The sequence below is a fragment of the Brevundimonas sp. genome (assembly GCF_036677305.1).
In the GTDB taxonomy this organism is placed as follows: Bacteria; Pseudomonadota; Alphaproteobacteria; order Caulobacterales; family Caulobacteraceae; genus Brevundimonas.
This window is the reverse complement of record NZ_JAKFEB010000163.1, coordinates 1-23,829: the sequence shown is the minus strand read 5'-3', so window position 1 is coordinate 23,829 and position 23,829 is coordinate 1. Positions and strand designations below refer to the sequence as shown.

The window sequence follows — 23,829 nt, the reverse complement described above, 5'->3', positions numbered from 1 at the left end:
GCTGTGGCGTGGATCCGGCTCATGCGTCCACCGGCTTGTCGACCGTGACCATCATGGCCGCGAAGTCGGCTTCCGAGGCCAGCTTGCCGTCGATGAAGGTCTCACCGCGGAATTTGAAGATGTCGCCGCGCACCTTCGTCACCACCACCTTCATGCGCAGCTGGTCGCCCGGACGGGCCGGCTTGCGGAAACGCACCCCGTCGATGGACATGAACATGATCACCTTGCCCTCGACCTGGACGTCCATCGACTTGGACATCAGCAGGGCGCCGGTCTGGGCCATGGCCTCGATGATCATCACGCCGGGCATGACCGGGTCGATCGGGAAATGGCCCGGGAAATAGGGCTCGTTGTGGGTGACGTTCTTGATGCCCGTGATCGAGGTGTTCGGCACGAAGTCCTCGGCCTTGTCGATCAGCAGGAAGGGATAGCGGTGGGGCAGGCGCCGCATCACCTCGGCGTAATCGATTTTACCGTCGCTGCTCATCCTGCGGCCTTCCTCGCGGCAGACGCCTAGGAACGCGCCTTTCCGGACGCCTGTTTGGCGAGCCAGATCGTTTCACGCAAGAACTGACGCAGCGGTTTGGCCGGATAGCCCGACCAGGTCTCGCCCGCGGGGATGTCCGCCAGCACCCCGGCTCCGGCCGCCACGCGGGCGCCCTCGCCGATGCGGATATGGTCCCCGATCCCCGCCTTGCCGCCGAAAATGACATTGTCGCCGACGATCACGGAGCCCGAAATGCCGGTATTGGCGGCCAGAAGGCAGTTGCGGCCGATCACGCAGTTGTGGCCGATCATGACCAGATTATCGATCTTGGTGTTCTCGCCGATGACCGTGTCGTCATAGGCGCCGCGGTCGACGCACGAGTTGGCCCCGATGGTGACGCCGTCCTGAAGGATCACCCGGCCGAGCTGCGGGATGTCGACCGGTCCGGCCCTGGACCAGGCCGCGCCGAAGCCGGCCTCGCCGATGCGGGCCCCGGAATAGATTTTCACCCGGTCGCCCGCGAGGGCGAAGGTCACGGTCACGTTCGAGCCTATGTGGCAGTCCCGCCCGATCTGGACGCCGGGTCCGATGACGGTATTCGCCCCGATGCGCGAACCGCGCCCCACGCGGGCGCCCTTGCCGATCACCACCCCGGGTTCGAAGACCACGGACGCGTCCTCGGCGGCCTCGCTGCGGTCGGCGGCGGCGTCCAGCGGCACGGGACGATGGAACAGCGCCGAAGCGTGCGCCCAAGCGGCCTGGGCCTCGCCGGACACGATGACGGCGGCGTCCGCCGGGGCGAACTCGACCGCGCTCGCGGGCACGATCACGCAGCCGGCGCGGGTTTCGGTCAGGGCTGTCTGGAATTTGCGGTCGCCGAGGAAGGCGACATCGGTCGGCCCCGCCGAAGCCAGGGGCGCGACGGCGGAGACCTGACGGTCTCCGCCTCTGTGCATTTCGCCTCCGATCCGCCCGGCCAGCTCTGCGGCGCTGAGCGCCGGCAGGCTGTCGAAGAAGCGCGGATCGGGCATGGCGTCCTTACTGCGCGGGCGCCTGGGCCGGCACCGGGGTCCGGTTGAAGCTCAGGGTCGGCAGGGCGGTGTTCAGGCGCTGGATGACCACGTCGGTGATGTCCATCGCCGGATTGGAGATGTAGACGGCCGAGCGGTCCAGCAGCAGGCCGCAGCCGCGCTCCTGATAGACGGCGACCAGGATCGGGTCGGCGGCCTGGGCGATGGCGCGCACCTGCAGGCCCTGGGTGTACTGCAGCTCCTGCTGGCGCGTCTGCTCCAGCTGCTGGGCCTCCTGGGCGCGCTGTTGCAGCGCCTGACGGCGCGTGCCCTGCGGGTCGGCGGCGGCGCCGCCCTGCTGCAGCTGCTGGGCCTCGGTCTGGATCGCCGCGGCGTAGGGCTGGAGTTCGCCCTGGACCTCGGTGACCAGGCGCTGCATGCCGGCCTGGACGGCCTGGCCCGCGGTGGACTGGGCGAGCATGCGGTCATTGTGGAAGACGCAGACGCCGGGGATCACCGGGCCGGGGTTGGCCGGAGCCTGGGCCTGGGCGGCGGCCGAACCGGCGGCCAGCGAAGCGAGCGCGAAAGCGCCGATAGCGAACAGTTTCATCTTGAACCTTTGAGCGGGACAGGGTCCCGCATTCCTAGAACTGGGTTGAAGTCGAGAAGCGGAACGTTTCTGTCTTGTCGTACTCTTCCTTGCCGATGATCTGGCTAAGGTCGAAGCGGATCGGGCCCATCGGCGAACGCCAGTGGATGCTGATGCCCGCCGAAGCGCGCAGCTCCAGGTCATCAACGATGCCGGGGTCAGGGTTGCCCAGCGAATTCACCGTATACCTGTCATCCAGAACGCCCAACGTACCCACGTCGGCGAACAGCGAGGTCTTGATGCCGTACTGCTCGGGCAGATAGTTCGGCAGGGTCACTTCCAGCGTGCCGATGGCGTAGAAATTGCCGCCCAGCGCGTCGGTCGTGTTCAGGTCGCGGGGACCCAGGCCGGCCGTTTCGAAACCGCGGAAGCTGTTGCCGCCCTTGAAGAAGCGGTCGTTGATGCGGATCGGATCGCCGCCCCAGCCCGAGATATAGCCGGCGGAGGCTGTGGTCGTGACGATCCAGTCGGGCGTGATGCCCCAATAGGCCGAGATGTCGCCTTCGGTCTTGGTGTAGTTCACGTCGCCGCCGATGCCGGCGAAGTCCTGACGGAACGAGCCGGTCCAGCCGCGCGTCGGGCGGACGGGGTCGTTGCGCCGGTCGACCAGCAGGGTGTAGCCCGCCGACGAGTTCAGGAAGGAGCCCACCTGGTCGCACAGGGCGTTCGAGCCCTGCCCCAGCGCCGAGCAATAGCCCAGCGGCACGATGACCTCGTCGCTCTTCAGGAAGTAGCGGGTGCTCAGCAGCGTGTAGCCGTTCAGCGGATAGGACAGGCGGACGCCGCCGCCGGTGGAGCGGTAGTCGTAGGACGAATATTCGCTGAGGTCGTAGCGCGAGTGGAAGGCGTCGAAGCCGGCGCGCAGGTCACGGCCCAGGAATTTCGGCTCGGTGAAGCGGAAGTCGACCTGCTGGCGCAGCGAACCCCATTCCAGGCGGGCCACGACGTTCTGGCCCCGGCCGCGGAAGTTCCGCTCCGTGACGCCCAGGTTGACCACGAACGAGTCGACCGAGCTGAAGCCGGCGCCGACCGAAAGCTCGCCGGTCGGCTGTTCCGTGACCGTGACGTTGATGACCGAGCGGTCGGGCGCCGAACCGCGCGCTTCCTCGACGGTGACGTCCTTGAAGAAGCCCAGGGCCCGCAGGTTGTTGCGCGAACGCTCCTGGAGGGTGCGGTTGAAGGCGTCGCCCTCGGTCAGCATCATCTCGCGGCGGATGACGTTGTCCAGGGTGCGGGTGTTGCCGATGACGTTGATGCGGTCGACGTAGACGCGCTGCCCTTCCTTGACGTTGAAGGTCACGTCGACGGTGTCGGTGTCGGGATTGGCGCGATAGGTCGGATCAATCTCGACGAAGGCGTAGCCGGCCGAGCCGGCGGCGAACGTCAGGGCGTCGACGGCCGTCTCGATCTTGTCGCTCTCGTACAGATCGCCCGGCTGGATCGGCAGCAGCATCTTGAGGAAGTCGGGGTTCAGCCGGTCGTTCTCGGTGACGACATCGACCGTGCCGAAATTATATCTGTCGCCCTCGTCCACGGTGAGGGTGATGCCGAAGGCGCCGTCGTCGGGGGCCAGTTCGGAGATCGCCGACAGGACGCGGAAATCGTAATAGCCGCGGTTGGTGTAGAATTTCCGCAGCTGTTCCCGGTCGTAGTCCAGACGGTTCGGATCGTAGTTGTCGTTGGTCGTGAACAGCCGGTACCAGGCCGATTCCTGCGTCACCATCACGCCGCGCAGATCGCTGTCCGAAAACGCGGTATTGCCCAGGAAGGTGATGGAGCGGACGCCGGTTTCCGGGCCCTCGTCGATCTCGAACACCACGTCGACGCGGTTCTGTTCCAGCTGGACGATCTTGGGCGTGACGGTCGCCGAGATGCGGCCCGACAGGCGGTACAGTTCGACGATCTTGCCGACGTCTTCCTGGATGCGGGCGCGGGTGTAGATGCCGCGCGGCTTCAGGGTGACTTCCTCGGTCAGCTTGTCCTCGCTGAGCGCGCCGTTCCCCTCGAACACCACCTGGTTGATGATCGGGTTCTCGACGATCTCGACGACCAGGTCGCCGTTGGGCTGCACGCCCAGTTGCACGTCGGCGAACAGCTGGGTGCGCGTCAGGGTGCGAACGGCGACGTCCAGCACCGACGGGTCGACCGTGTCGCCCGGCTGAATGGGCAGATAGGAGAGCACCGTGGTCTGGTCGATGCGCTGGTTGCCGCGCACGAGGATCCGGTTGATCAGGATTCGTTCGGGCTGGACCGGGGCCGCCGCCTGGGGCGCCGGGGCGGCCTCGACGGGCTGGGCGGCCGGCTGCTGGGCCGGAGCGGCCGTCTGGGCCAGCGTGGGGCCCGCCAGACCCGCGGCGACCGCAAGGGCCAGCAGGCTCGGGCTCAGGCGCCGGGCGAAATAAAGGACGGACGCGTCTTGTCGGATCATGCGGGGGACCATCGGGGGCTGGCGTCGGCTCGTCATGCGAGCCCGCCGAGGAATTTGAACAGGCTCAGCTTTTGCAAGTCGTTCCAGGTGGCGAACAACATCAATCCCGCCAGCAAAGCAAGACCGACGCGATAGCCGACCTCCTGAACGCGGGCGGGGACTGGCCTGCGGGCCACAGCTTCATAGCCGTAGAACAGCAGGTGGCCCCCATCCAGAACCGGAATCGGCAGCAGATTAACAATGCCAATTCCGATCGAAACTATGGCGGCGAACTGAAGAAACGTCAGGGCGAGGTTCGCGGCCATCCACACGGGGTCGGGATTCGCCGCCACCGCCTGACGGGTGACCCCGCCCGCGGCCTTGGCGATTCCCAGCGGACCGTTCAGCAGGTCGCCCGATTCCTTGCCGGTGAAGATGCGGCCGATGTAGGTGCCGGTCGTCGCCACCGTGTCGCCGATGGTGTCCACGCCCTTGCCGGCGGCTTCCAGCGGATTCAGCCGGCGGTATTTGAAGTCCTGGGCCAGCGGAGACATCTCCAGCCCGATCCGGGCGATCCGCACGCGTCCGGCCAGTTCGTCGTCCTCGACGCGGCGCTCGGGCGTGGCGGTCAGGAACACCTGCCGGCCGCCGCGATCGACGGTGAAGCGAAGCGGGTCGCCGGCGCTCATGATGACGATGCGTGTGACCTCGGCGCCTTCCAGCACCGGCTGGCCGTTCACGGCGAGGATCAGGTCGCGCGGCTGGAAGCCGGCCTCCGCCGCGGGCGTGCCGGGCGACACCCGGGCCACGCGCGGGGCGACGATCTGCTCGCCCACGACGCTGAACAGGACGGTGAACAGCACCATCGCCAGCAGGAAGTTGGCGGCCGGCCCGGCGGCCACGATCAGCGCCCGCTGCCAGATCGGCTTGAAATGGAAATAGTCGCGCTCGGCCCCGGCGCCGCCCTCGGCGACGACCCGCTGCTTCAGCTCGGCCAGACCGGCCTGGTCCGGCACGCTGGAGGCGTCCAGGTCCCCGGCGAATTTCACGTATCCGCCCAGCGGCAGCCAGGCCAGCCGCCATTCCGTGCCGCGCCTGTCGGTCCGGGCGACGATGGTCTTGCCGAAGCCGATCGAGAAACGGTCGATCTTCACGCCGAAGGCGCGCGCGACGAGGAAATGGCCCAGCTCATGGATGGTGACGATGAACGTCAGCACCAGCAGGAAGGGCACGATGTAGAGCAGCGTCTGGCCGAGAAAGCCCGTCATGCCGATAAGGGTCCCCTCTGCCGTCAGGCTGCCGCTGCGATGCCCCGGACGATCGATTCCGCCGTCCGCCGCGCCTGCGCATCGACCTCAAGGGCCGCGTCGCATGCATCGTCCGAACAGGAAACCGCCCCCGGGGCCGTCACGCGCGACAAGGTGTCGGCGACGACTGCGGCAATATTGAGAAAGCCCAGCCTACGGTCAAGGAAGGCCACCGCGGCCACCTCATTGGCCGCATTGAACACGGTCGGGGCCGCGCCGCCGGCCTGCAGCGCCTGACGGGCCAGCTTCAGCGCCGGGAACCGCTCGTCGTCGGGGGCCTGGAAGGTCAGCCGGCCCAGCGCCGCCAGATCCAGCCGCGGCGCCTTCCAGGCGATCCGGTCCGGCCAGGCCAGGGCGTAGGCGATCGGCGTCTTCATGTCCGGCGGGCCCATCTGGGCCAGGGTCGAGCCGTCGACGTATTCGACCATGCTGTGAATGATCGATTCCGGGTGCACCACGACCTCGATCCGGTCGGCCGGCATGTCGAACAGATAGGCCGCCTCGATCGCCTCCAGCCCCTTGTTGGCCATGGTGGCGCTGTCGACGGAAATCTTGGCCCCCATGCTCCAGTTGGGATGCGCCACCGCCTGTTCGGGCGTGATCGCGCCCAGGCTTTCGCGCGGCAGGGTGCGGAACGGCCCGCCCGACGCCGTCAGCACCAGCTTCGCCACCCGTTCGGGGGCTTCGTGCGGGAAGACCTGATGGATGGCGGAATGTTCGGAATCGACCGGGATCAGCCGCCCGCCGGACCGCGCGACCCGCTGCAGCAGCGCCGGCCCGCAACAGACCAGACTCTCCTTGTTGGCCAGCGCCAGGGTCGCGCCCGTCGACGCCGCCGCCCAGGCCGAGCGCAGCCCCGCCGCGCCGACGATGGCCGCCATGATCCAGTCCGCCGGTCGGGTCGCGGCCTCGATGATCGCCTGGTCGCCGGCCGCGGTTTCAATGCCCGTGCCCGCCAGCGCGTCGCGAAGCTCCTGCAGCCGGGTCGGATCGGCGGTCACCGCGATCGCGGGCTTCCAGCGTCGCGCCTGTTCGGCCAGCCGCGCGATATTCGCGCCGCCGGTCAGGGCCGCCACCTCGAAAGCGCCCGTTCCGGCCGTCTCGACCTGATCCATCAGGTCCAGCGTCGAACAGCCGACCGATCCGGTCGACCCCAGGACGGTGACGCGCCGCCGGATCACGCTCCGCCTCCGAACAGCCCGACCAGCAGTCGCCCGCAGGCCACCACCACCACGGCGAACATGAGCCCGTCGACCCGGTCCAGCAGGCCGCCGTGGCCGGGGATCAGCTTGCCCGCGTCCTTGACGCCATACCGGCGTTTGAGCGCCGATTCCCACAGATCGCCGGCCATGGTGGCCAGCGCCGCCGCCAGACCCAGCAGGGCGCCCCAGGCCGGATTGATTCCCATGTCGAGGAAGGTCGCCAGCAGGGCGCCCGCGCCCGTGCCGGCCGCCAGCCCGCCGATAAATCCGGACCAGGTCTTGTTGGGCGAGAAGCGGGGCCACAGCTTGGGCCCGCCGACCAGACTGCCGACCAGATAGGCCATGATGTCCGACGCCCAGGCGATGGCGAAGGCCGAGACCGTCCAGGCCAGGCCCGAGGGGCTGTCCACGTCACGCAGCCAGATCAGCAGCACCGCCGGCCAGCCGAGGTAGAGGACCCCATAGGCCGCATCCAGCGCCTCCTGTCCCCGGTTGCGCGCGAACAGGCCCGCCGCCACGGCCCCGAAGACCAGCATGACCAGAGCCAGCGACAGCTGCTGGGCGTGGGCGGCGACGACGCCGGCCACCAGTCCGAAGGCCACGGCGCCGGCCATGACCCGCCAGGCCTTCGCCGCGCTCATCGTGGCCCATTCGACGGCCAGCAGGGCGCAGGCCATCAGCATCAGGGCCAGGAACCACAGGCCGCCGGCCCAGATGGCCAGGACGGCGGCGGGAGCCAGCACGACGGCCGAGGCGGCCCTGAGACCTATGTCGCCCGCCTTGAACGCCATCAGACGGCTGCGAGCGCGGGCGCCGCCCCCGGCGTGGCCCGTCCGCCGAACCGTCGGTCCCGGTTGCGGTATTGCTCGACCACGTCCGCCAGGGCGTCGTGGCCGTAATCGGGCCAGAGCACGTTCTGATAGACCAGTTCGGCGTAGGCGGCTTCCCAGAGCAGGAAGTTCGACAGCCGCTGCTCGCCCGAGGTGCGCACGATCACGTCCACGGGCGGAGCGCCCGCCGTGGACAGGCCCGCCTCCAGCGTCTTCTCGTCCAGCGGTCCCGTCGCCTCGCCGGCCAGCACCCGGTCCACATGGCGTTGCGCCGCGTCGACGATGTCGGCCCGGCCGCCGTAGTTGAAGGCGACCTGGAGAGTGAATTTTTCATTGTGCGCCGTCTGCGCCTCGGCCCGCTCGATAATGGCGACGATGTCCGCAGGCAGGCCCGGGCGACGGCCGAGGATCCGCACCTTCACGCCTTCGCGCTCCAGCCGTTTCAGGTCGCTGGCGACATAGGTGCGGACCAGCCCCATCAGATCCGAAACCTCGTCGGCCGGACGGCTCCAGTTCTCTGTCGAGAAGCCGAAAACGGTCAGGCAGTTGATGCCCAGGGCCGGCGCGGCCTCAACCGTCCGCTTCAGGGCCTGCACCCCCTCGCGATGTCCCATGGCGCGGGGCAGACCACGCGCCTCGGCCCACCGACCGTTGCCGTCCATGATCAGGGCGACGTGGCGCGGCCCGTCAGTCGGCGTGGCGGGATGAAGGGGCTTGGAGAGCATGGACGCCTATCCTACGGCAAAACGCGTCATCAAACCTGCATGATCTCGACTTCCTTGGCCCTCAAGGCCTCGTCGATGCGTTTGATGGCCGCATCCGTGTCCTTCTGGACCTCGGCTTCCATCTTCTTCTGCTCGTCCTGGCTGATCTCGCCGGCCTTCTCGGCCTTCTTGAGATCCTCGTTGGCGTCGCGGCGCACGTTGCGGACGGCGATCTTCTGCTGCTCGGTATAGCGCCCGGCCAGCTTGGCCAGATCCTTGCGGCGTTCCTCGGTCAGCGGCGGCACCGGGATGCGCAGCATGGTGCCGTCGACGATCGGGTTCAGGCCCAGGCCGGCGGCGCGGATGGCCTTCTCGACCGGCCCCACCATCGACTTGTCCCAGACGCTGACCGAGATCATGCGCGGCTCGGGCACGCTGATGGCGGCGACCGAGTTCAGCGGCGCGGCAGAGCCGTAGGCTTCGACCCGCACCGGATCCAGCAGGCCCGCGTTGGCCCGGCCCGTGCGCAGGCCGTTGAACTCTTCCTTCAGGGCGGCGACGGACTTGTCCATGCGCTCGCGGTAGGTTTTCAGGTCAGGCTTGGCCATGGTCGTTTCTCTCGCGTTTTCTTGGCTTTGGCGGCTCAGGCGGTCTTGCCGGAAGAGATGACCGTAAAGGTCCCCTCCCCCGTCAACGTCCGGCGCAGCGAATTGTCTTCCCGGATCGAGAAGACCACGATCGGAATGCCCGAGTCACGCATCAGGGCGATCGCCGAGGCGTCCATGACCTTCAGGTCCTTCGCCAGCACGTCGTGGTAGGTCAGGGTCTCGTAGCGGGTGGCGGTCGGGTCCTTCTTGGGATCGGCCGTATAGACGCCGTCCACGCTGGTGCCCTTCAGAAGGGCGTCGCAGCCCATCTCGGCGGCCCGCAGCGCGGCGCCCGAGTCGGTGGTGAAGAAGGGCGCGCCGACGCCGGCGGCGAAGATCACCACCCGGCCCTTTTCGAGATGGCGCAGCGCCCGGCGGCGCACATAGGGCTCGGCCACGGCGTTCATGGTCAGGGCGCTCTGCACCCGCGTCTGGACGCCGATCTTCTCGAGCGCGGCCTGCATGGCCAGGGCGTTCATGACCGTGGCCAGCATGCCCATATAGTCGGCGGTGGCCCGCTCCATGTCGCCGGCGGCCTTGCTCAGTCCGCGGAAGATGTTGCCGCCGCCGATGACGAGGCAGATCTCGACGCCCTCGCGGGCCACGTCGGCCACGGCCTTGGCGACCGTGGCGACGGTCTTCTGGTCGATGCCGTAGCCCTGGTCGCCCATCAGGACCTCGCCCGACACCTTCAGCAGGACGCGCTTGTAACGGAACTCTGAGGGGGCGTCGGGCATGGGGGCGGTCCTGGCGGCGGATTCGGCTCCTTATACGGACGCCGCCTCAGTGTTCAAAGGCCTACACCAACTCCGTCATCCTCGGGCTTGACCCGAGGACCAGACCATCTGGTGCTTGGTCGATGCGACGGCCCGCCGCCTTCGGGCCGTCCGCCATCACCGCGCTCGCCCCAACGTCTGACCCTCGGGTCAAGCCCGAGGGTGACGATGGGTGAGAGCTACATCCGCAGGATGATCGTCTCGACGATCGGCCGGCGGTCCCAGATCTGCTGGCTGGCCTTCTTCAGCGCCCGGGAGACGGCCTGTTCGATGACCATTTCGTCTTCCAACGCCGCGCCCTTCAGCTTCAGCACGGCCTGCTCGGCCCGTTCCGCCAGATCGTCGAGGGCGTCGCCCAGCGGCGATTCCGCATCGCCCGGCAGGCCGATGGCCCGCACGTCGATGTCGCTGACGATCTTGCCGCGCTTGTCCATGGCGAAGCTGACGATCAGCACCCCGTTGGTCGAGGCGTGACGCCGCTCGTGCAGGGCCTCGCCCTGTTCGGTGACCAGACGCCCGCCGTCGACGTACAGACGGCCGCTGGGGACCTCGTCGATGATGGCCGCGGGTCCGGGGGCCAGACGCACCATGTCGCCGTTGCGCGGGGTGACGGTCTCCGGGACACCCACGTCCTTCGCCAGATTGGCGTGCTCGGCCAGATGGCGGCGCATGCCGTGGGTCGGGACGGCGATCTTCGGCCGCGCCCAGGCGTACATCTGGCGCAGTTCCTCGCGGCACGGGTGGCCGGACACGTGGATGCCGGGGTGGTCCTTCTCGGTGTACAGGCGCACGCCGCGGTCGGTCAGCTTGTCCTGCAGCCGGCCGATCGACAGCTCGTTGCCGGGGATGACCCGCGACGAGAAGATGCAGTGATCGCCCTTGCTCAGCTTGATGTAGGGGTGGGTCCCCTCGGCGACGCGCGACAGGGCCGCCCTCGCCTCGCCCTGGCTGCCGGTGCACAGATACAGGATCTGGTCCGCCGGCCAGACGCGGGCCTCCTCGTCCGACAGGAACGGCTTGATGTCGTTCAGCATGCCGACGTGCTTGGCCGCCGAGGTGATGCGGTGCATCGACCGCCCCGCCAGCGATACGCGCCGCCCGGCCGCTTCGGCGGCCCGGATCACGCTGTCCATCCGCGCCACGTTGGAGGCGAAACAGCCGACCGCGATCCGGCCCTTCAGCCCGCCGATCAGCTCGGTCAGGGCGTCGCGCACCCCGCCTTCGGACCCCGCCGATCCCTCGACGAAGACATTGGTGGAATCGCACACCATGGCCAGGACGCCCTCGTCGCCCAGACGGGTGATGGCGCCGGCGTCGGTGACCTCGCCGACGATGGGATCGTCGTCGATCTTCCAGTCGCCGGTGTGCAGCACCGTGCCCAGCGGCGTCTTGATCGCCAGGCCGTTCGGCTCGGCGATCGAGTGGGTCATGGTGACGAAGGTGACGTCGAACTTGCCCAGGTTGATCGTCCCGCCCAGCGGCACCTCGATCAGTTTGACCTGGTCCAGGATGCCGGCCTCGCGCAGCTTCTCGCGGATCAGGAAGGCGGTGAAGGGCGTGGCGTACAGCGGCGCCTTCATCCGGCTCCACAGCCAGCCGAGGGCGCCGATATGGTCCTCGTGCGCATGGGTCAGGACGATGCCGCGGATCGTCTCGCCCTCGAGGAAGGACGGATCGGGCACGATCACGTCGACGCCGGGCGTGGACAGGTCGCCGAAGGTCACGCCCACGTCGACCACGATCCACTCGCGGTTCGCCTCGGGGCCGTAGCCGTAGAGGTTCAGATTCATACCGATTTCGCCGGACCCGCCCAGCGGCAGGAAGACGAACTCGTCGTTGGTTTGCTTTTTCATACGTCCTTGAGATGGGTGTTCCGCCGCCAGATTTCGAGCAGGCCGCGGATAGTCAGGTCCGGATCGAACCGGTCGATGGATGGGGTGGCCCCTTCAAACAGCGAAGCGACGCCGCCGGTGCCGATGACGGTCATGGGCTTGCCCCACTCCGCCTTGATGCGCGCGACCAGGCCCTCGATCAGGGCGACATAGCCCCAGAAGACGCCCGATTGCATGTTGGAGACCGTGTCCTTGCCGATCACCTTGTCGGGCTTCTGGATGGCGATGCGGGGCAACATTGCGGCGGCCTCGTGCAAGGCCTGCAGCGACAGGTTGATGCCGGGCGCGATCACGCCGCCTTCAAAGGCCCCGTCGGCGGCCACCACGTCGAAGGTCGTGGCCGTGCCGCTGTCGATGATGATCAGGTCGCCGGGATAGACCATGTGCGCGCCGATGGCGTTGACCAGCCGGTCCGCCCCCGCCTCGCTCGGCTTGGTGATCCGCGCCGTCATGCCCAGGTCGACGTTCTCTCCGATCACCAGCGGCTCGACCGACAGATAGCGCCGCGACAGGTTGCGCAGGTTGAAGATCGACTGCGGCACCACGCTGGAGATGATGCAGCCGTCCAGCTGGCCGATCGCCAGTCCGCGCATGGCCAGCAACTGGCTCAGCCAGACCGCATATTCATCGGCCGTGCGGTTGGCGTGGGTCGCGGTGCGCCACTGGGCGACCCATTCGCCGCCGTCATGCACCGCGAACAGCGTGTTGGTGTTGCCCTGCTCGATCGCCAGAAGCATTACGCGGCCTCCCCGAAGAAGACGTCGCCGGCCGAGATCAGCCTCAGCGAACCGTCCGCCAGTCTCAGTTTCAGCGCCCCGTCCGGCGCCACGCCCTCGACCCGGCCCTCGACGGTCTCTCGCCCCAGCCGCGCCACGGCGGGCCCATCCAGCCCCGGCGTCCGCGCCTGCCAGGCGTCGAGGATCGGCTGGAAGCCCAGCGTCTCCCACCGATCCATCCAGACTGCAAAGGCGTCCGCCAGTATCGCCGCGGCCGCCTCGACCGTCGGCGGCGCCAGCACGTCGCCGCGCAGATGATGGGCCAGCGCCGTCGCCGGCCGCTCGGTCCCGTCGGGCGCATGGGCCAGATTGACCCCGATCCCGACCGCCAGCCACAGGCCGCCGGTCTCGTGCGCCCCGGACTCGACCAGCACGCCCGAGGCCTTCTCGCCCGCCAGCATCACATCATTGGGCCATTTGATCGTCACCAGCGACGGCGGCGCATAGGCATCCAGCAGGTCGGCGATCGCCAGCGCCGCCACGAACGTCACCTGCGCGGCTTCAGCCGGCGCCTTCCGGGTCAATTGCAGCAGGGTGGAAAACAGATTTCCCCCTTCGCTTTCCCAATTGCGCCCCCTGCGTCCCCGCCCCCCCGTCTGGCGGCGCGCGACGATCCATAGCGGACCCGTCTCGCCGGCCTCGGCGCGGCGGCGGGCGTCCGCATTGGTGGAGTCGGTTTCCTCGAGCAGCAGGATCGGAGCGGCGGGCATCGCGCCCTATCCGGCTCCGAATCCGACAGCGGCGGCGCGGGCCAGCGGCTCGAGCCAGGTCAGACCGACGATCACCAGCGGGAAGCTGAAGGCCGCGGCGGCCCAGGCGATCGTCTTCGCCTCGATCGGCGACTTGTCGGTCGGCTCAACCCCTTCCGGCGCCTTGTCGAACCACATCAGCTTGATGATCCGCAGGTAGTAGAAGCCCGCCACGACCGAGGCCACCAGACCGGCGGCGCCCGCCATCCAGTAGCCCGCCTCGGCGGCCGCGCCGAAGACATAGAACTTGCCCCAGAAACCCGAGAACGGCGGCATGCCCAGCACCGACAGCGACAGCACCGTCAGGGCGATGGTCGTCACCGGCTTGTCCTTCCGCAGACCGGCGAGGTCGGCGATTTTCCGGATCGGACGTCCGCCGCGCGACAGCGACAGCAGGATGGCGAAGAAGCCGAACTGGTCGATGACGTACAGGGTCATGAACAGCAGCATGGCCTGGATGCCCAGGGTCGTGCCCGCGGCGATGCCCAGCAGGGCGTAGCCGATGTTGGCGATCGACGAATAGGCCAGCAGTCGCTGGATATCCTTCTGGGCCAGACCGCCGAACGAACCGACGGCGAACGAGATCAGCGAGATCAGGATCAGCACCTGCGCCCACTGGTCATGCGACCCGGCGAAGGCGCCTTCCAGCGTCCGGGCGATCAGCACCATGGCCGCCACCTTGGGGGCCGTGGCGAACAGGGCCACAACCGGCGTCGGCGCGCCCTCATAGACGTCGGGCGTCCACATGTGGAACGGCGCCGCCGAGACCTTGAAGGCCAGGCCGCAGATCAGGAACACCAGGCCGAAGACCAGGCCCGTCGATGGATTGGTCGCGGCGTAGGCGGCGATCTCGTCGAACCGCATCGAGCCGGCGAAGCCGTAGATCAGGCTGGCGCCGTACAGCAGCAGGCCCGACGACAGGGCGCCCAGCACGAAATACTTCAGCCCCGCCTCGGACGCCTTCAGGTCGTCACGGTGGTAGGCGGCCAGCACATACAGGGCCAGCGAATGCAGCTCGATGCCGATGTAGAGGCTGATCAGGTCGCCCGACGACGCCATCATCCCCATGCCGGCCGAGGCCAGCACGATCAGGATCGGATATTCGAACCGGGCGATCTTCGTCCGGTGCATCCAGCCGTTGCCCAGGATGATGGCGACCGCGCTCGACAGGAAGATCACGGCCTTGCCGTAGACGGCCAGCGGATCGGCCACATAGGCGCCGTTGAAGGCCTGCCCCAGCGGACCGGTCACCGTCACGGCCGTGGCCGCGACCAGCAGGGCCACGGACAGCGCCGAAACCAGCTTCGCGCTCCTGTCGCCCATGAAGGCGCCGAGCATCAGCAGCACCAGACCGCCGACGGCGAGCGTGCTCTCGGGGGCGGAAAGGCGAAGCGCTAGATCAAGATCAGGCATCATGGTCTCACCCGCCGATCGCAAGTTGATAGGCGGAAGTCAGGGCCTCGACCGAGGCGGCGGTGTAATCCAGCACCAGGCCGGGCTGCACGCCCAGCCAGAGGGTGCCGATGATCAGCGGCGCGAAGATCAGCAGCTCGCGCTTGTCGATGTCGGTGATGGTCTTCAGCGCCGGGTTGGTGATCTCGCCGAACATGACGTTGCGGTACAGCGTCAGGGCGTAGACCGCCGAGAAGATGACGCCCGACGCCGCGAACAGCGCCGTCCAGGTCGACACCTGGTAGATGCCGACCATGGTCAGCACCTCGCCGATGAAGCCCGAGGTGCCCGGCAGGCCGACGTTGGCCATGGTGAACATGAGGAAGATCGCCGCGAACCACGGCATCCGGCTGGTCAGACCGCCGTAGAAGGCGATCTCGCGGGTGTGCATCCGGTCATAGACCACGCCGACGCAGAGGAAGAGCGCGCCCGAGATCAGGCCGTGGCTCAGCATCTGGAAGACGGCGCCCTGCACGCCCAGGGCGTTGCCGGCGAAGATGCCCATGGTGACGAAACCCATGTGGGCGACCGATGAATAGGCGATCAGCTTCTTGATGTCCGTCTGCCGGAAGGCGACCAGCGAGGTGTAGACGATGGCGATGGCCGACAGCACGAACACCAGCGGCGCGAACATCTTCGACGCATCCGGGAACATGGGCAGGTTGAACAGCAGGAAGCCGTAGCCCCCCAGCTTCAGCAGGATGCCGGCCAGGATGACCGAGCCCGCCGTCGGGGCCTGCACGTGGGCGTCGGGAAGCCAGGTGTGGACCGGCCACATCGGCATCTTGACCGCGAAGCTCGCGAAGAAGGCCAGCCACAGCAGCGGCTGGACGGTCGGGCTGAAGGCGTACTCCTTCAGGGCCGGAATGCTGGTGGTCCCCGCCTCGTGCGCCATCCACAGCATGGCCAGCAGCATCAGGACGGACCCCAGCAGGGTGTAGAGGAAGAATTTGTAGGCGGCGTAGATCCGGTTCGCCCCGCCCCACACGCCGATGATGATGAACATCGGCACCAGGGTGCCTTCGAAGAAGATGTAGAACAGGAACAGGTCCAGCGAGGTGAACACCCCGATGACCAGCGTCTCCAGCACCAGGAAGGCGATCATGTAGTCGACCACGCGGTCGGTGATCGTCTTCCAGCTGGCGATGATGCACAGCGGCATCAGGAAGGCCGTCAGCAGGACGAACAGGATCGAGATCCCGTCCACGCCCATGAAATACTGGGCGCCCGCGAACCACTCATAGCGTTCGGTGAACTGGTAGGCGGCGCTCGACGGATCGAAGCTCGCGACCAGCACCGCCGAGACGGCCAGCGCCACGACCGTGGTCGCCAGCGCGATCCAGCGCGCGGCGCTGTCGGCCGAGCCCTTGTTGAGCAGGCGCGCCAGCAGGATCAGTCCCGCGCCGACCAGCGGCAGGAAGGTGACGACGCTGAGGATGTAGGGGATCTGGGGCAAGATCAGGCTCCCCACGCATAGATGGCGAAGGCGAGGAAACCGGCCACGCCGAGCAGCATCACGAACGCATAGTGATAGACATAGCCGGACTGGATTTTCGCCAGTCGGGCCGCGGATTTCAGCGAGGCCCAGGCCGCGCCGTTCGGGCCCAGCCCGTCGATGATCTTCACGTCGCCGACCTTCCAGAACAGATCGCCGACCGCCTTGGCGCCCTTCACGAACACGGCGTCATACAGCTCGTCGAAATACCATTTGTTGTAGAGGAAGCCGTGGATGACCCCGCCCCGGTCGGCCATGCGCCGCGCCATGCCTTCCTTCAGGACATAGAGCCAGAAGGCGACGAAGGTGCCGATCAGCGTCAGGACCAGAGGCGACCACTTCACCCAGGTCGGGACGTCGTGGCTCTCGTGCAGGACGTGGTTGTCCGCGCCGGTGAAGATGGCCCCGCGCCAGAATTCGTGCTCGCCGTGTCCGATGAAGTAAGGGGCGAAGACAAGACCCGCCGCGATCGCGCCGACCGACAGCAGCAGCAACGGAACCAGCATCACCCACGGGCTCTCGTGCGGATGCAGCGGGCCGTGGTGGCCGTGCCCATCGTCGGCGTGATCATCGCCGATGGGCTCGGAGTGCGTCTCCAGCTGGGCGTGCGAGGCGTGGTCGTCATGGGCGTGGTCGTGCGCGTGATCGTCGTGATGCGCATCCTTCCACACCGGCTTGTTGTGGAAGGTCATGAACACCAGCCGCCACGAATAGTAGGCCGTCAGGCCCGCGGCCAGGATGCCGACCAGGAAGGCGAACAGCCCCATGGCGCTATGGCCGTTGGCGAACGAGGCGAAGGCGCTCTCGATGATCGAGTCCTTGGAATAGAAGCCCGCGAAACCGCCGACGCCGGGGATGCCCAGGCCGGTGATGGCGATGGTGCCGATGGTCATCACCGCATAGGTGACCGGCAGCAGCTTCCACAGCCCGCCCATCTTCCGCATGTCCTGCTCGTGGTGCATCCCGTGGATGACCGAGCCGGCGCCGAGGAACAGCAGGGCCTTGAAGAAGGCGTGGGTGAACAGGTGGAACATGGCGGCCTGGTAGGCGCCGACGCCCGCCGCGAAGAACATGTAGCCCAGCTGCGAACAGGTCGAATAGGCGATGACCCGCTTGATGTCGTTCTGGGCCAGACCGACGGTGGCGGCGAACAGGGCCGTGATCGCGCCGACCAGGGCGACGATGCCCGAGGCGACCGGCGCATATTCGAAGATCGGGCTCAGCAGGCAGACCATATAGACGCCGGCGGTGACCATGGTCGCCGCGTGGATCAGGGCCGACACGGGCGTCGGGCCTTCCATGGCGTCCGGCAGCCAGGTGTGCAGGAAGAACTGGGCCGACTTGCCCATGGCGCCGACGAACAGCAGGAAGGCCGCCAGATCGATCGCGGACCAGGTGTGGCCCAGGAACTCCCAGCCCGTGCCCGCCTTCGAGGCGATCATCGGGAACAGCTCGGCGAACTCGATCGTGCCGAACATCCAGAAGACGGTGCAGATGCCCAGCACGAAGCCGAAGTCGCCGACGCGGTTGACCACGAAGGCCTTGATGGCGGCGGCGCTGGCGGTGGCCTTCTTGTACCAGAAGCCGATCAGCAGATAGGACGCCAGCCCCACCCCTTCCCAGCCGAAGAACAGCTGCATGAGGTCGGCGGCGGTGACCAGCGCCAGCATGGCGAAGGTGAACAGCGACAGATAGGCGAAGAAGCGCGGCTTGTCGGGATCCTCCGACATATAGCCCCAGCTGTAGAGGTGGACGAGCGACGACACCGTCGTCACCACCACCAGCATGGTGGCCGACAGGGCGTCCACGCGGATCGACCAGACCGACTGGAAGTCGCCGACGTTGATGAAGGGGAACAGCTCGACGGTGAAGGCCTCGAGGCCTCCCCAGATCCACTGGCTGAACACGATCCAGGCGACCGCGCACGAGAAGAACAGCAGGCCCGTGGTGACGGACTTGGAAATCAGGTCGCCGAGCCGGCGGCCCGACAGGCCGACGATGGCCGCGCCGAGAAGCGGGGCGAAGACGCCGAGAGTGACGAGGGTCTCGAGGTTCACGGTCAGCCCTTCATCACGCTGGCGTCGTCAACCGCGATGTCGCCGCGGTTGCGGAAGAAGGTCACCAGGATGGCCAGACCCACGGCGGCCTCGGCGGCCGCCACGGTCAGGACGAACATGGCCATGATCTGCCCCTGCACGTCGTTGAGATAGGCCGAGAAGGCGACGAAATTGATGTTCACGGCCAGCAGGATCAGCTCGATCGACATCAGGATGATGATGACGTTCTTGCGGTTCACGAAGATGCCGAACACGCCGATCGTGAACAGGATGGCGGCGACCGCCAGATAGTGCTGCAGGGTGATTTCCATCAGAGCAGATCCTCGGACGAGATGCCGGCGCCGGTCTCGACGGACTTCACTTCCATCGCCGTCTTCGCGTCGCGGCCGACCTGGCGGGCGACGTTCTGGCGCTTGATGTTGGGCTTGTGGCGCAGGGTCAGGACGATAGCCCCGATCATGGCGATCAGCAGCACGATCCCGGCCGCCTGGAAGATGTAGACATAGTCCGTGTACAGAACGCGCCCGATGCTCTCGACATTGGACATGTCGGGCGTCGCCGCGACCAGCCCGGCGTTGTCCGCCGCCGCGCCGCCGCTCACGACCGTCAGCGAGATGATGATCATCTCGGCCAGCAGGATCCCCGCCACGATCATGGCCAACGGCAGATACCGGGCATAGCCCTCGCGCAGCTTAACGAAGTCGACGTCCAGCATCATGACGACGAACAGGAACAGCACCGCCACCGCGCCGACGTAGACGACGACCAGCAGCATGGCCAGGAACTCCGCGCCCAGCAGGACGAACAGTCCGGCCGACGAGAAGAAGGCCAGGATCAGCCACAGCACGCTGTGCACGGGGTTCTTCGCCGTCACGACCATCAGGCCGCCCAGCACGGCCACCGCGGCCAGCAGATAGAAGGCAATGCCTTGCAACATCGGAGGCCTTCGCCCCTTTCGGACTGTGGGCGGCGATCCCTTCTGGAATCACGGCCCGGTGAGCGTCTGCGCCTTAACGGTAAGGCGCGTCGAGTTCCAGATTTTTGGCGATCAGCCGTTCCCAGCGGTCGCCGTTGGCGAGCAGCCGGTCCTTGTCGTAGAGCAGTTCCTCGCGGGTCTCGGTCGTGAACTCCGAGTTCGGACCTTCCACGATGGCGTCCACCGGGCAGGCCTCCTGGCACAGGCCGCAGTAGATGCATTTGACCATGTCGATGTCGTAGCGGGTCGTGCGGCGGCTGCCGTCGGCGCGCGGCTCGGACTCGATGGTGATGGCCTGTGCCGGGCAGATGGCCTCGCACAGCTTGCAGGCGATGCAGCGTTCCTCGCCGTTCGCATAGCGGCGCAGGGCGTGTTCGCCGCGGAAGCGCGGCGACTGCGGATTGCGCTCGAACGGATAGTTCACCGTGGCCTTGGGGCGGGCCATGTATTTGAACGACAGGCCGATCGCGCCGATGGCGTCGATCAGAAGCGCGCCCTTCGCGGCCTGGACGAGACGGTTCAACATTACTGGCTGGCTCCGGGGCGTACGCACTCGCGGGCGTAGCGTTCGCTCTGCTTGTCCATGGTTTCGCAGCGGCGCAGGCGCTCGGCCTCCTGCTGCTGGATCCGTTCCTGACGCTGTTCCCACTGATGGGCCGACACGGGATCGGCCTCATAGGTCGGGATGGTGCAGGCCGAGAGAGTCGCGGCGGCCAGGACGAGGATCAGGGTGCGGATCATCAGTTCTTCCTCACCACGGTTTCGCAGCCTTCCGGCTGACGGTCGCGGTCGGTTCGTTCGTCGCGGCACTCCGGGTGCATCCGTGCGGCCTCGGCGCGCGCGCGCTCGGCGCGGTCCAGCGAACCGACGCTCGTCGTCTCTTCCGCGCGGTCGTAACGCAGGGCGCAGCCGCCGGCGGCCAGGGCCGTCAGCATCACGCCGGAAAGGACGAGGATGCGGATCATGCGCCCACCGCGAATACGCGCCAGGCGGCGACGACGACCACGCAGACCAGCGAGGTCGGCAGGAAGATCTTCCAGCCCAGACGCATCAGCTGGTCGTAGCGGTAGCGGGGCACGAAGGCCTTCACCAGGGCGATGAAGAAGAAGGCGACGACGATCTTGCCCAGGAAGGTGACCAGATAGATGGCCTGCTCCAGCCAGCCCGGCAGGCTGTCCAGCCAGTCCTGCGGCACGCCCGGGTTCCAGCCGCCGAAGAACAGCAGGCTGATCATGGCGCACATGAAGACGATGTTGGCGTATTCGCCGATCATGAACAGCAGGTACGGGGTCGAGGAATATTCGACCTGATAGCCGGCCACCAGTTCCGACTCGGCCTCGGGCAGGTCGAACGGCGGGCGGTTGGTCTCGGCCAGGGCCGAGACGAAGAAGATCACCGCCATCGGGATCATCACCACGATGGTCGGCCAGGTCCCGGCCCCGCCGCCGAAGGCGAACCAGTTCCAGAACATGCCCTGCTGCTGCTCGACGATCGAGGTCAGGTTCATCGTGCCGGCCAGCAGGATGACGTTGATGATCACCAGACCGATGGAGACCTCATAGGACACCATCTGCGCCGCCGACCGCAGCGAGCCGAGGAACGGATACTTCGAGTTCGAAGCCCAGCCGCCCATGATGATGCCGTACACGCCCAGCGAGCTGATGGCGAAGATGTACAGGATGCCGACGTTCAGGTCCGAGATGACCCAGCCCGGCGCGAACGGAATGGCCGCCCAGGCGATGAAGGCGAGGATGAAGGTCAGCAGCGGCGCCAGCAGGAAGACCACCTTGTCGGCGCCCGCCGGCACGATGATTTCCTTGAGCACGAATTTGAAGAAGTCGGCGAACGACTGCAGCAGGCCGAACGGGCCCACGACGTTCGGGCCTTTGCGCATCTGCACGCCGGCCCAGATCTTCCGGTCGGCCAGCAGCAGGAAGGCCAGCGAGATCAGGATGCCGACGGTGACGAGCAGAATCCCGCCGATGGTGGCGAGGGTCCAGCCGAGCGGGGTGGTCCAGAAATCCATCGGGCCTTACTCCGCCGCCATGGCGACCGGGGCGATCCGCAGGGCGGACAGCTCGGCCATGGTCACGCTGGCGCGCGTGATCGGGTTGTTCAGATAGGGGTCGCGAACCGACGACGCGAAGGCGACGTCGCCGAGGTCGCCCTTCCTGCCCAGCGAACCCACGTCGAACGACGCGGCCGGGGCCAGGTAGTCGATGCGGCCGAAGGTCGGATGATCGGCCATCAGCTTCGTGCGCAGCGCGTCCAGGGTGTCGTAAGGCAGGGTCTGGCCCACGCGCGCCGACAGCGCCCGCAGGATGGCCCAGTCTTCCTTGGCCTGCCCCTTGGGGAAGACGACGCGTTCGGCCATCTGCACCCGGCCCTCGGTGTTGACGTACAGGCCCGACTTCTCGGTATAGGCCGCGCCCGGCAGGATCACGTCGGCGCCGTGCGCCCCGCGGTCGCCGTGGCTGCCCAGATAGACGCGGAAGGCGTCCGACCCCGTCGGATCGACCTCGTCGGCGCCCAGCAGGAACAGGACGTCCAGCACGCCGGGCTTCAGCATCTCGCCCGCGGTCTTGCCGCCGTTCGCCGGCACGAAGCCCATGTCCAGACCGGCGACGCGCGAGGCGGCGCTGTGCAGGACGTTGAACCCGTTCCAGCCGTCGACGACCGCGCCGATCTTCTTCGCCAGCGCGCCCACGGCGTTCAGAACCGCCGGTCCATTCGCGCCCGTCAGGGCGCTGCCGCCGACGATGATCGCCGGCCGTTCGGCCCTGGTCAGGGCGTCCATCGCCGCCTTGGGAAGCTTCGACAGCGTCTTCGAACCCGCGCCCAGATAGCTGTATTCATAGGTCAAATCGGCCTGTTCGCCGATCAGCCCGATCTCGGCCTTGCCGGCCAGCCAGGTCTTGCGCAGACGGGCGTTCAGCAGCGGCGCCTCGGTGCGCGGATTGGCGCCGATCACCAGAACCGCGTCGGTGTTCTCGACCCCGGCCAGACCCGAGTTGAACAGCCAGCTCTCGCGCGGGCCGTAGCCCAGCGCCGATCCGTCCTGACGGCAGTCGGTGTTGGCCGAGCCCAGGGCGCGGAACAGGTCCAGCGCCGCCTTCATCGATTCCGCGTCCTGCAGATCGCCGGCGATGACGCCGATCCGGTCGGCCGCGGCCGCCTTCAGCTTGTCGGCGACAACGTTCAGCGCCTCGTCCCACGAGGCGGCGCGCAGCTTGCCGTTCTCGCGCACATAGGGCTGGTCCAGCCGCTGGCGCTGCAGGCCGTCGACGGCGTAGCGGCTGACGTCCGACAGCCACTCCTCGTTGATGCCCTCATTCACGCGCGGCAGGATGCGCATCACCTCGGCGCCCTTGGAATCGGCGCGGATGTTCGAGCCCAGGGCGTCCATGACGTCGATGGTCTCGGTCTTCTTCAGCTCCCACGGGCGGTAGTGGTACTGCCACGGCCGGTGGGTCAGGGCGCCGACGGGGCACAGGTCGTTGACGTTGCCCGACAGTTCGCTGTCGATGTTCTTCTCGAGATAGGTGGTGATCTCGGCGTCCTCGCCGCGCGAGATCATGCCGATGTCCGGCACGCCGGCGACCTCGGTGATGAAGCGGACGCAACGCGTGCACTGGATGCACCGCGTCATGAACGTCTTCACGGTCGGGCCCATGTTCTTTTCTTCGACCGCGCGCTTGTTCTCGGCGTAGCGCGAGCCGTCGCGGCCATAGCCGACCGACTGGTCCTGCAGGTCGCATTCGCCGCCCTGGTCGCAGATCGGGCAGTCCAGCGGGTGGTTGATGAGCAGGAACTCCATCACCCCTTCGCGCGCCTTCTTGACCATCGGCGTGTCGGTGAAGATCTCCTGGCCCTCGGCGGCCGGCAGGGCGCAGCTGGCCTGCGGCTTCGGCGGTCCGGGCTTCACCTCGACCAGGCACATGCGGCAGTTGCCGGCGATCGACAGCCGCTCGTGATAGCAGAAGCGCGGAATCTCGTGCCCGGCGCGCTCGGCGACCTGCAGCACGGTCATGCCGGGCTCGAACTCGGTTTCTACGCCGTTGACCTTGGCGACGGGCATCAGCGGGCCTCTTGCTCAGCCGGCACGGAATACGTCTCCGTGGCGGTCGTCCCATCCGGGAGCTTTGTACTAATCATGATCTTGTCGTCGCCATGTAGCATGTAGCGCGTCACGGGATCGGCGGACTGGTTCATCCAGCGGTCCTGTTCGGCGTTCGTCGCGTCCACGGGCTTCCAGGTGATCAGGTCGTCCTCGACGCGGCACTGGGCCCGGCGGCGTCCGCCGTCGACCGGCGCGCGCCAGGAGGCGTTGACGACCTGGCCTTCCAGCCCGTCGATCTCGATGGCCGACAGGTCCTGTCCGTGGATCGCGGCCAGACCGGCCTTGCACACCCG

General features: G+C 67.4%; 24 protein-coding genes. All 24 read right to left on the bottom strand.

Translation table 11 applies throughout. From position 1 onward, the window contains the following. Positions 1–19: 19 nt before the first annotated feature. Entirely contained in the window at positions 20–487 is a 468-nt protein-coding gene (gene fabZ, locus V6M42_RS09250) for a 3-hydroxyacyl-ACP dehydratase FabZ (protein ID WP_332678289.1), read from the bottom strand. Between the two features lie 26 nt (positions 488–513). Further along, on the bottom strand, positions 514–1,518 hold the full coding sequence (lpxD, locus tag V6M42_RS09245) for a UDP-3-O-(3-hydroxymyristoyl)glucosamine N-acyltransferase (RefSeq protein ID WP_332678288.1): 1,005 nt from the start codon (positions 1,516–1,518) through the stop codon (positions 514–516). 7 nt (positions 1,519–1,525) lie between these two features. Next, positions 1,526–2,107, bottom strand: a complete 582-nt coding sequence (locus V6M42_RS09240) for an OmpH family outer membrane protein (RefSeq protein WP_332660982.1) — start codon at positions 2,105–2,107, stop codon at positions 1,526–1,528. A gap of 34 nt (positions 2,108–2,141) precedes the next feature. Continuing rightward, positions 2,142–4,574 carry an outer membrane protein assembly factor BamA gene (gene bamA / locus V6M42_RS09235; protein WP_332660984.1) on the bottom strand — a complete coding sequence of 811 codons (2,433 nt, stop codon included), beginning with the start codon at positions 4,572–4,574 and terminating at the stop codon, positions 2,142–2,144. A 32-nt stretch (positions 4,575–4,606) separates the two neighbouring features. After that, entirely contained in the window at positions 4,607–5,821 is a 1,215-nt protein-coding gene (locus V6M42_RS09230) for a M50 family metallopeptidase (RefSeq protein WP_332660985.1), read from the bottom strand. A gap of 23 nt (positions 5,822–5,844) precedes the next feature. Then, complete coding sequence (gene dxr, locus V6M42_RS09225) at positions 5,845–7,041, bottom strand: 1-deoxy-D-xylulose-5-phosphate reductoisomerase (protein ID WP_332660987.1); 1,197 nt, start codon at positions 7,039–7,041, stop codon at positions 5,845–5,847. Next, the gene (locus V6M42_RS09220; RefSeq protein ID WP_332660989.1) at positions 7,038–7,853 is read right to left on the bottom strand and encodes a phosphatidate cytidylyltransferase; all 816 of its coding nucleotides are present in this window, start codon (positions 7,851–7,853) and stop codon (positions 7,038–7,040) included. The genes dxr and V6M42_RS09220 overlap by 4 nt, the downstream gene beginning before the upstream one ends. Next, entirely contained in the window at positions 7,853–8,617 is a 765-nt protein-coding gene (gene uppS / locus V6M42_RS09215; protein WP_332678287.1) for a polyprenyl diphosphate synthase, read from the bottom strand. The genes V6M42_RS09220 and uppS overlap by 1 nt, the downstream gene beginning before the upstream one ends. Before the next feature lie 29 nt (positions 8,618–8,646). After that, positions 8,647–9,204 carry a ribosome recycling factor gene (gene frr, locus V6M42_RS09210; RefSeq protein WP_332660991.1) on the bottom strand — a complete coding sequence of 186 codons (558 nt, stop codon included), beginning with the start codon at positions 9,202–9,204 and terminating at the stop codon, positions 8,647–8,649. Between the two features lie 35 nt (positions 9,205–9,239). Continuing rightward, complete coding sequence (gene pyrH / locus V6M42_RS09205) at positions 9,240–9,980, bottom strand: UMP kinase (RefSeq protein WP_332660993.1); 741 nt, start codon at positions 9,978–9,980, stop codon at positions 9,240–9,242. A gap of 218 nt (positions 9,981–10,198) precedes the next feature. Continuing rightward, on the bottom strand, positions 10,199–11,872 hold the full coding sequence (locus tag V6M42_RS09200; protein WP_332678286.1) for a ribonuclease J: 1,674 nt from the start codon (positions 11,870–11,872) through the stop codon (positions 10,199–10,201). Next, on the bottom strand, positions 11,869–12,648 hold the full coding sequence (locus V6M42_RS09195; protein WP_332678285.1) for a type III pantothenate kinase: 780 nt from the start codon (positions 12,646–12,648) through the stop codon (positions 11,869–11,871). The genes V6M42_RS09200 and V6M42_RS09195 overlap by 4 nt, the downstream gene beginning before the upstream one ends. Further along, complete coding sequence (locus V6M42_RS09190; RefSeq protein ID WP_332678284.1) at positions 12,648–13,397, bottom strand: biotin--[acetyl-CoA-carboxylase] ligase; 750 nt, start codon at positions 13,395–13,397, stop codon at positions 12,648–12,650. The genes V6M42_RS09195 and V6M42_RS09190 overlap by 1 nt, the downstream gene beginning before the upstream one ends. Before the next feature lie 6 nt (positions 13,398–13,403). Beyond that, positions 13,404–14,849 carry an NADH-quinone oxidoreductase subunit NuoN gene (gene nuoN, locus V6M42_RS09185; protein ID WP_332661000.1) on the bottom strand — a complete coding sequence of 482 codons (1,446 nt, stop codon included), beginning with the start codon at positions 14,847–14,849 and terminating at the stop codon, positions 13,404–13,406. A 7-nt stretch (positions 14,850–14,856) separates the two neighbouring features. Next, positions 14,857–16,335, bottom strand: a complete 1,479-nt coding sequence (locus tag V6M42_RS09180) for an NADH-quinone oxidoreductase subunit M (protein ID WP_332678290.1) — start codon at positions 16,333–16,335, stop codon at positions 14,857–14,859. Positions 16,336–16,346: 11 nt separating this feature from the next. Beyond that, positions 16,347–18,440: an NADH-quinone oxidoreductase subunit L gene (gene nuoL, locus V6M42_RS09175; RefSeq protein WP_332661002.1), complete on the bottom strand. Its 2,094-nt coding sequence runs from the start codon at positions 18,438–18,440 to the stop codon at positions 16,347–16,349. 2 nt (positions 18,441–18,442) lie between these two features. Then, positions 18,443–18,751 carry an NADH-quinone oxidoreductase subunit NuoK gene (nuoK, locus tag V6M42_RS09170; RefSeq protein ID WP_055829307.1) on the bottom strand — a complete coding sequence of 103 codons (309 nt, stop codon included), beginning with the start codon at positions 18,749–18,751 and terminating at the stop codon, positions 18,443–18,445. Beyond that, positions 18,751–19,377 carry an NADH-quinone oxidoreductase subunit J gene (locus V6M42_RS09165; protein ID WP_332661006.1) on the bottom strand — a complete coding sequence of 209 codons (627 nt, stop codon included), beginning with the start codon at positions 19,375–19,377 and terminating at the stop codon, positions 18,751–18,753. Before V6M42_RS09165 ends, nuoK begins: the two co-directional genes overlap by 1 nt. Positions 19,378–19,450: 73 nt before the next feature. Continuing rightward, positions 19,451–19,942, bottom strand: a complete 492-nt coding sequence (gene nuoI / locus V6M42_RS09160; protein ID WP_055829299.1) for an NADH-quinone oxidoreductase subunit NuoI — start codon at positions 19,940–19,942, stop codon at positions 19,451–19,453. Further along, the gene (locus V6M42_RS09155) at positions 19,942–20,157 is read right to left on the bottom strand and encodes a hypothetical protein (RefSeq protein WP_332678283.1); all 216 of its coding nucleotides are present in this window, start codon (positions 20,155–20,157) and stop codon (positions 19,942–19,944) included. Before V6M42_RS09155 ends, nuoI begins: the two co-directional genes overlap by 1 nt. Then, positions 20,157–20,381, bottom strand: coding sequence for a hypothetical protein (locus tag V6M42_RS09150; RefSeq protein WP_332678282.1), 225 nt, complete (start codon positions 20,379–20,381; stop codon positions 20,157–20,159). The genes V6M42_RS09155 and V6M42_RS09150 overlap by 1 nt, the downstream gene beginning before the upstream one ends. After that, the gene (nuoH, locus tag V6M42_RS09145) at positions 20,378–21,442 is read right to left on the bottom strand and encodes an NADH-quinone oxidoreductase subunit NuoH (RefSeq protein ID WP_332661012.1); all 1,065 of its coding nucleotides are present in this window, start codon (positions 21,440–21,442) and stop codon (positions 20,378–20,380) included. The genes V6M42_RS09150 and nuoH overlap by 4 nt, the downstream gene beginning before the upstream one ends. Before the next feature lie 6 nt (positions 21,443–21,448). Beyond that, on the bottom strand, positions 21,449–23,494 hold the full coding sequence (gene nuoG / locus V6M42_RS09140; RefSeq protein ID WP_332678281.1) for an NADH-quinone oxidoreductase subunit NuoG: 2,046 nt from the start codon (positions 23,492–23,494) through the stop codon (positions 21,449–21,451). Next, the coding region (locus V6M42_RS09135) for a hypothetical protein (protein ID WP_332678280.1) at positions 23,494–23,829 on the bottom strand (336 nt) is incomplete at its 5' end. The genes nuoG and V6M42_RS09135, both read right to left, overlap by 1 nt.

Excerpts from the sequence above, each read along its gene's own strand:
- frr (WP_332660991.1), bottom strand. The coding sequence starts at position 9,204 with ATGGCCAAGCCTGACCTGAAAACCTACCGCGAGCGCATGGACAAGTCC.
- pyrH (WP_332660993.1), bottom strand. The coding sequence starts at position 9,980 with ATGCCCGACGCCCCCTCAGAGTTCCGTTACAAGCGCGTCCTGCTGAAG.
- nuoH (WP_332661012.1), bottom strand. The coding sequence starts at position 21,442 with ATGGATTTCTGGACCACCCCGCTCGGCTGGACCCTCGCCACCATCGGC.
- fabZ (WP_332678289.1), bottom strand. The coding sequence starts at position 487 with ATGAGCAGCGACGGTAAAATCGATTACGCCGAGGTGATGCGGCGCCTG.
- nuoK (WP_055829307.1), bottom strand. The coding sequence starts at position 18,751 with ATGGAAATCACCCTGCAGCACTATCTGGCGGTCGCCGCCATCCTGTTC.
- V6M42_RS09165 (WP_332661006.1), bottom strand. The coding sequence starts at position 19,377 with ATGTTGCAAGGCATTGCCTTCTATCTGCTGGCCGCGGTGGCCGTGCTG.
- V6M42_RS09195 (WP_332678285.1), bottom strand. The coding sequence starts at position 12,648 with ATGCTTCTGGCGATCGAGCAGGGCAACACCAACACGCTGTTCGCGGTG.
- V6M42_RS09240 (WP_332660982.1), bottom strand. The coding sequence starts at position 2,107 with ATGAAACTGTTCGCTATCGGCGCTTTCGCGCTCGCTTCGCTGGCCGCC.
- uppS (WP_332678287.1), bottom strand. The coding sequence starts at position 8,617 with ATGCTCTCCAAGCCCCTTCATCCCGCCACGCCGACTGACGGGCCGCGC.
- V6M42_RS09230 (WP_332660985.1), bottom strand. The coding sequence starts at position 5,821 with ATGACGGGCTTTCTCGGCCAGACGCTGCTCTACATCGTGCCCTTCCTG.
- V6M42_RS09155 (WP_332678283.1), bottom strand. The coding sequence starts at position 20,157 with ATGATCCGCACCCTGATCCTCGTCCTGGCCGCCGCGACTCTCTCGGCC.
- V6M42_RS09200 (WP_332678286.1), bottom strand. The coding sequence starts at position 11,872 with ATGAAAAAGCAAACCAACGACGAGTTCGTCTTCCTGCCGCTGGGCGGG.
- bamA (WP_332660984.1), bottom strand. The coding sequence starts at position 4,574 with ATGATCCGACAAGACGCGTCCGTCCTTTATTTCGCCCGGCGCCTGAGC.
- lpxD (WP_332678288.1), bottom strand. The coding sequence starts at position 1,518 with ATGCCCGATCCGCGCTTCTTCGACAGCCTGCCGGCGCTCAGCGCCGCA.
- nuoG (WP_332678281.1), bottom strand. The coding sequence starts at position 23,494 with ATGCCCGTCGCCAAGGTCAACGGCGTAGAAACCGAGTTCGAGCCCGGC.
- V6M42_RS09150 (WP_332678282.1), bottom strand. The coding sequence starts at position 20,381 with ATGATCCGCATCCTCGTCCTTTCCGGCGTGATGCTGACGGCCCTGGCC.
- V6M42_RS09190 (WP_332678284.1), bottom strand. The coding sequence starts at position 13,397 with ATGCCCGCCGCTCCGATCCTGCTGCTCGAGGAAACCGACTCCACCAAT.
- nuoN (WP_332661000.1), bottom strand. The coding sequence starts at position 14,849 with ATGCCTGATCTTGATCTAGCGCTTCGCCTTTCCGCCCCCGAGAGCACG.
- V6M42_RS09220 (WP_332660989.1), bottom strand. The coding sequence starts at position 7,853 with ATGGCGTTCAAGGCGGGCGACATAGGTCTCAGGGCCGCCTCGGCCGTC.
- nuoI (WP_055829299.1), bottom strand. The coding sequence starts at position 19,942 with ATGTTGAACCGTCTCGTCCAGGCCGCGAAGGGCGCGCTTCTGATCGAC.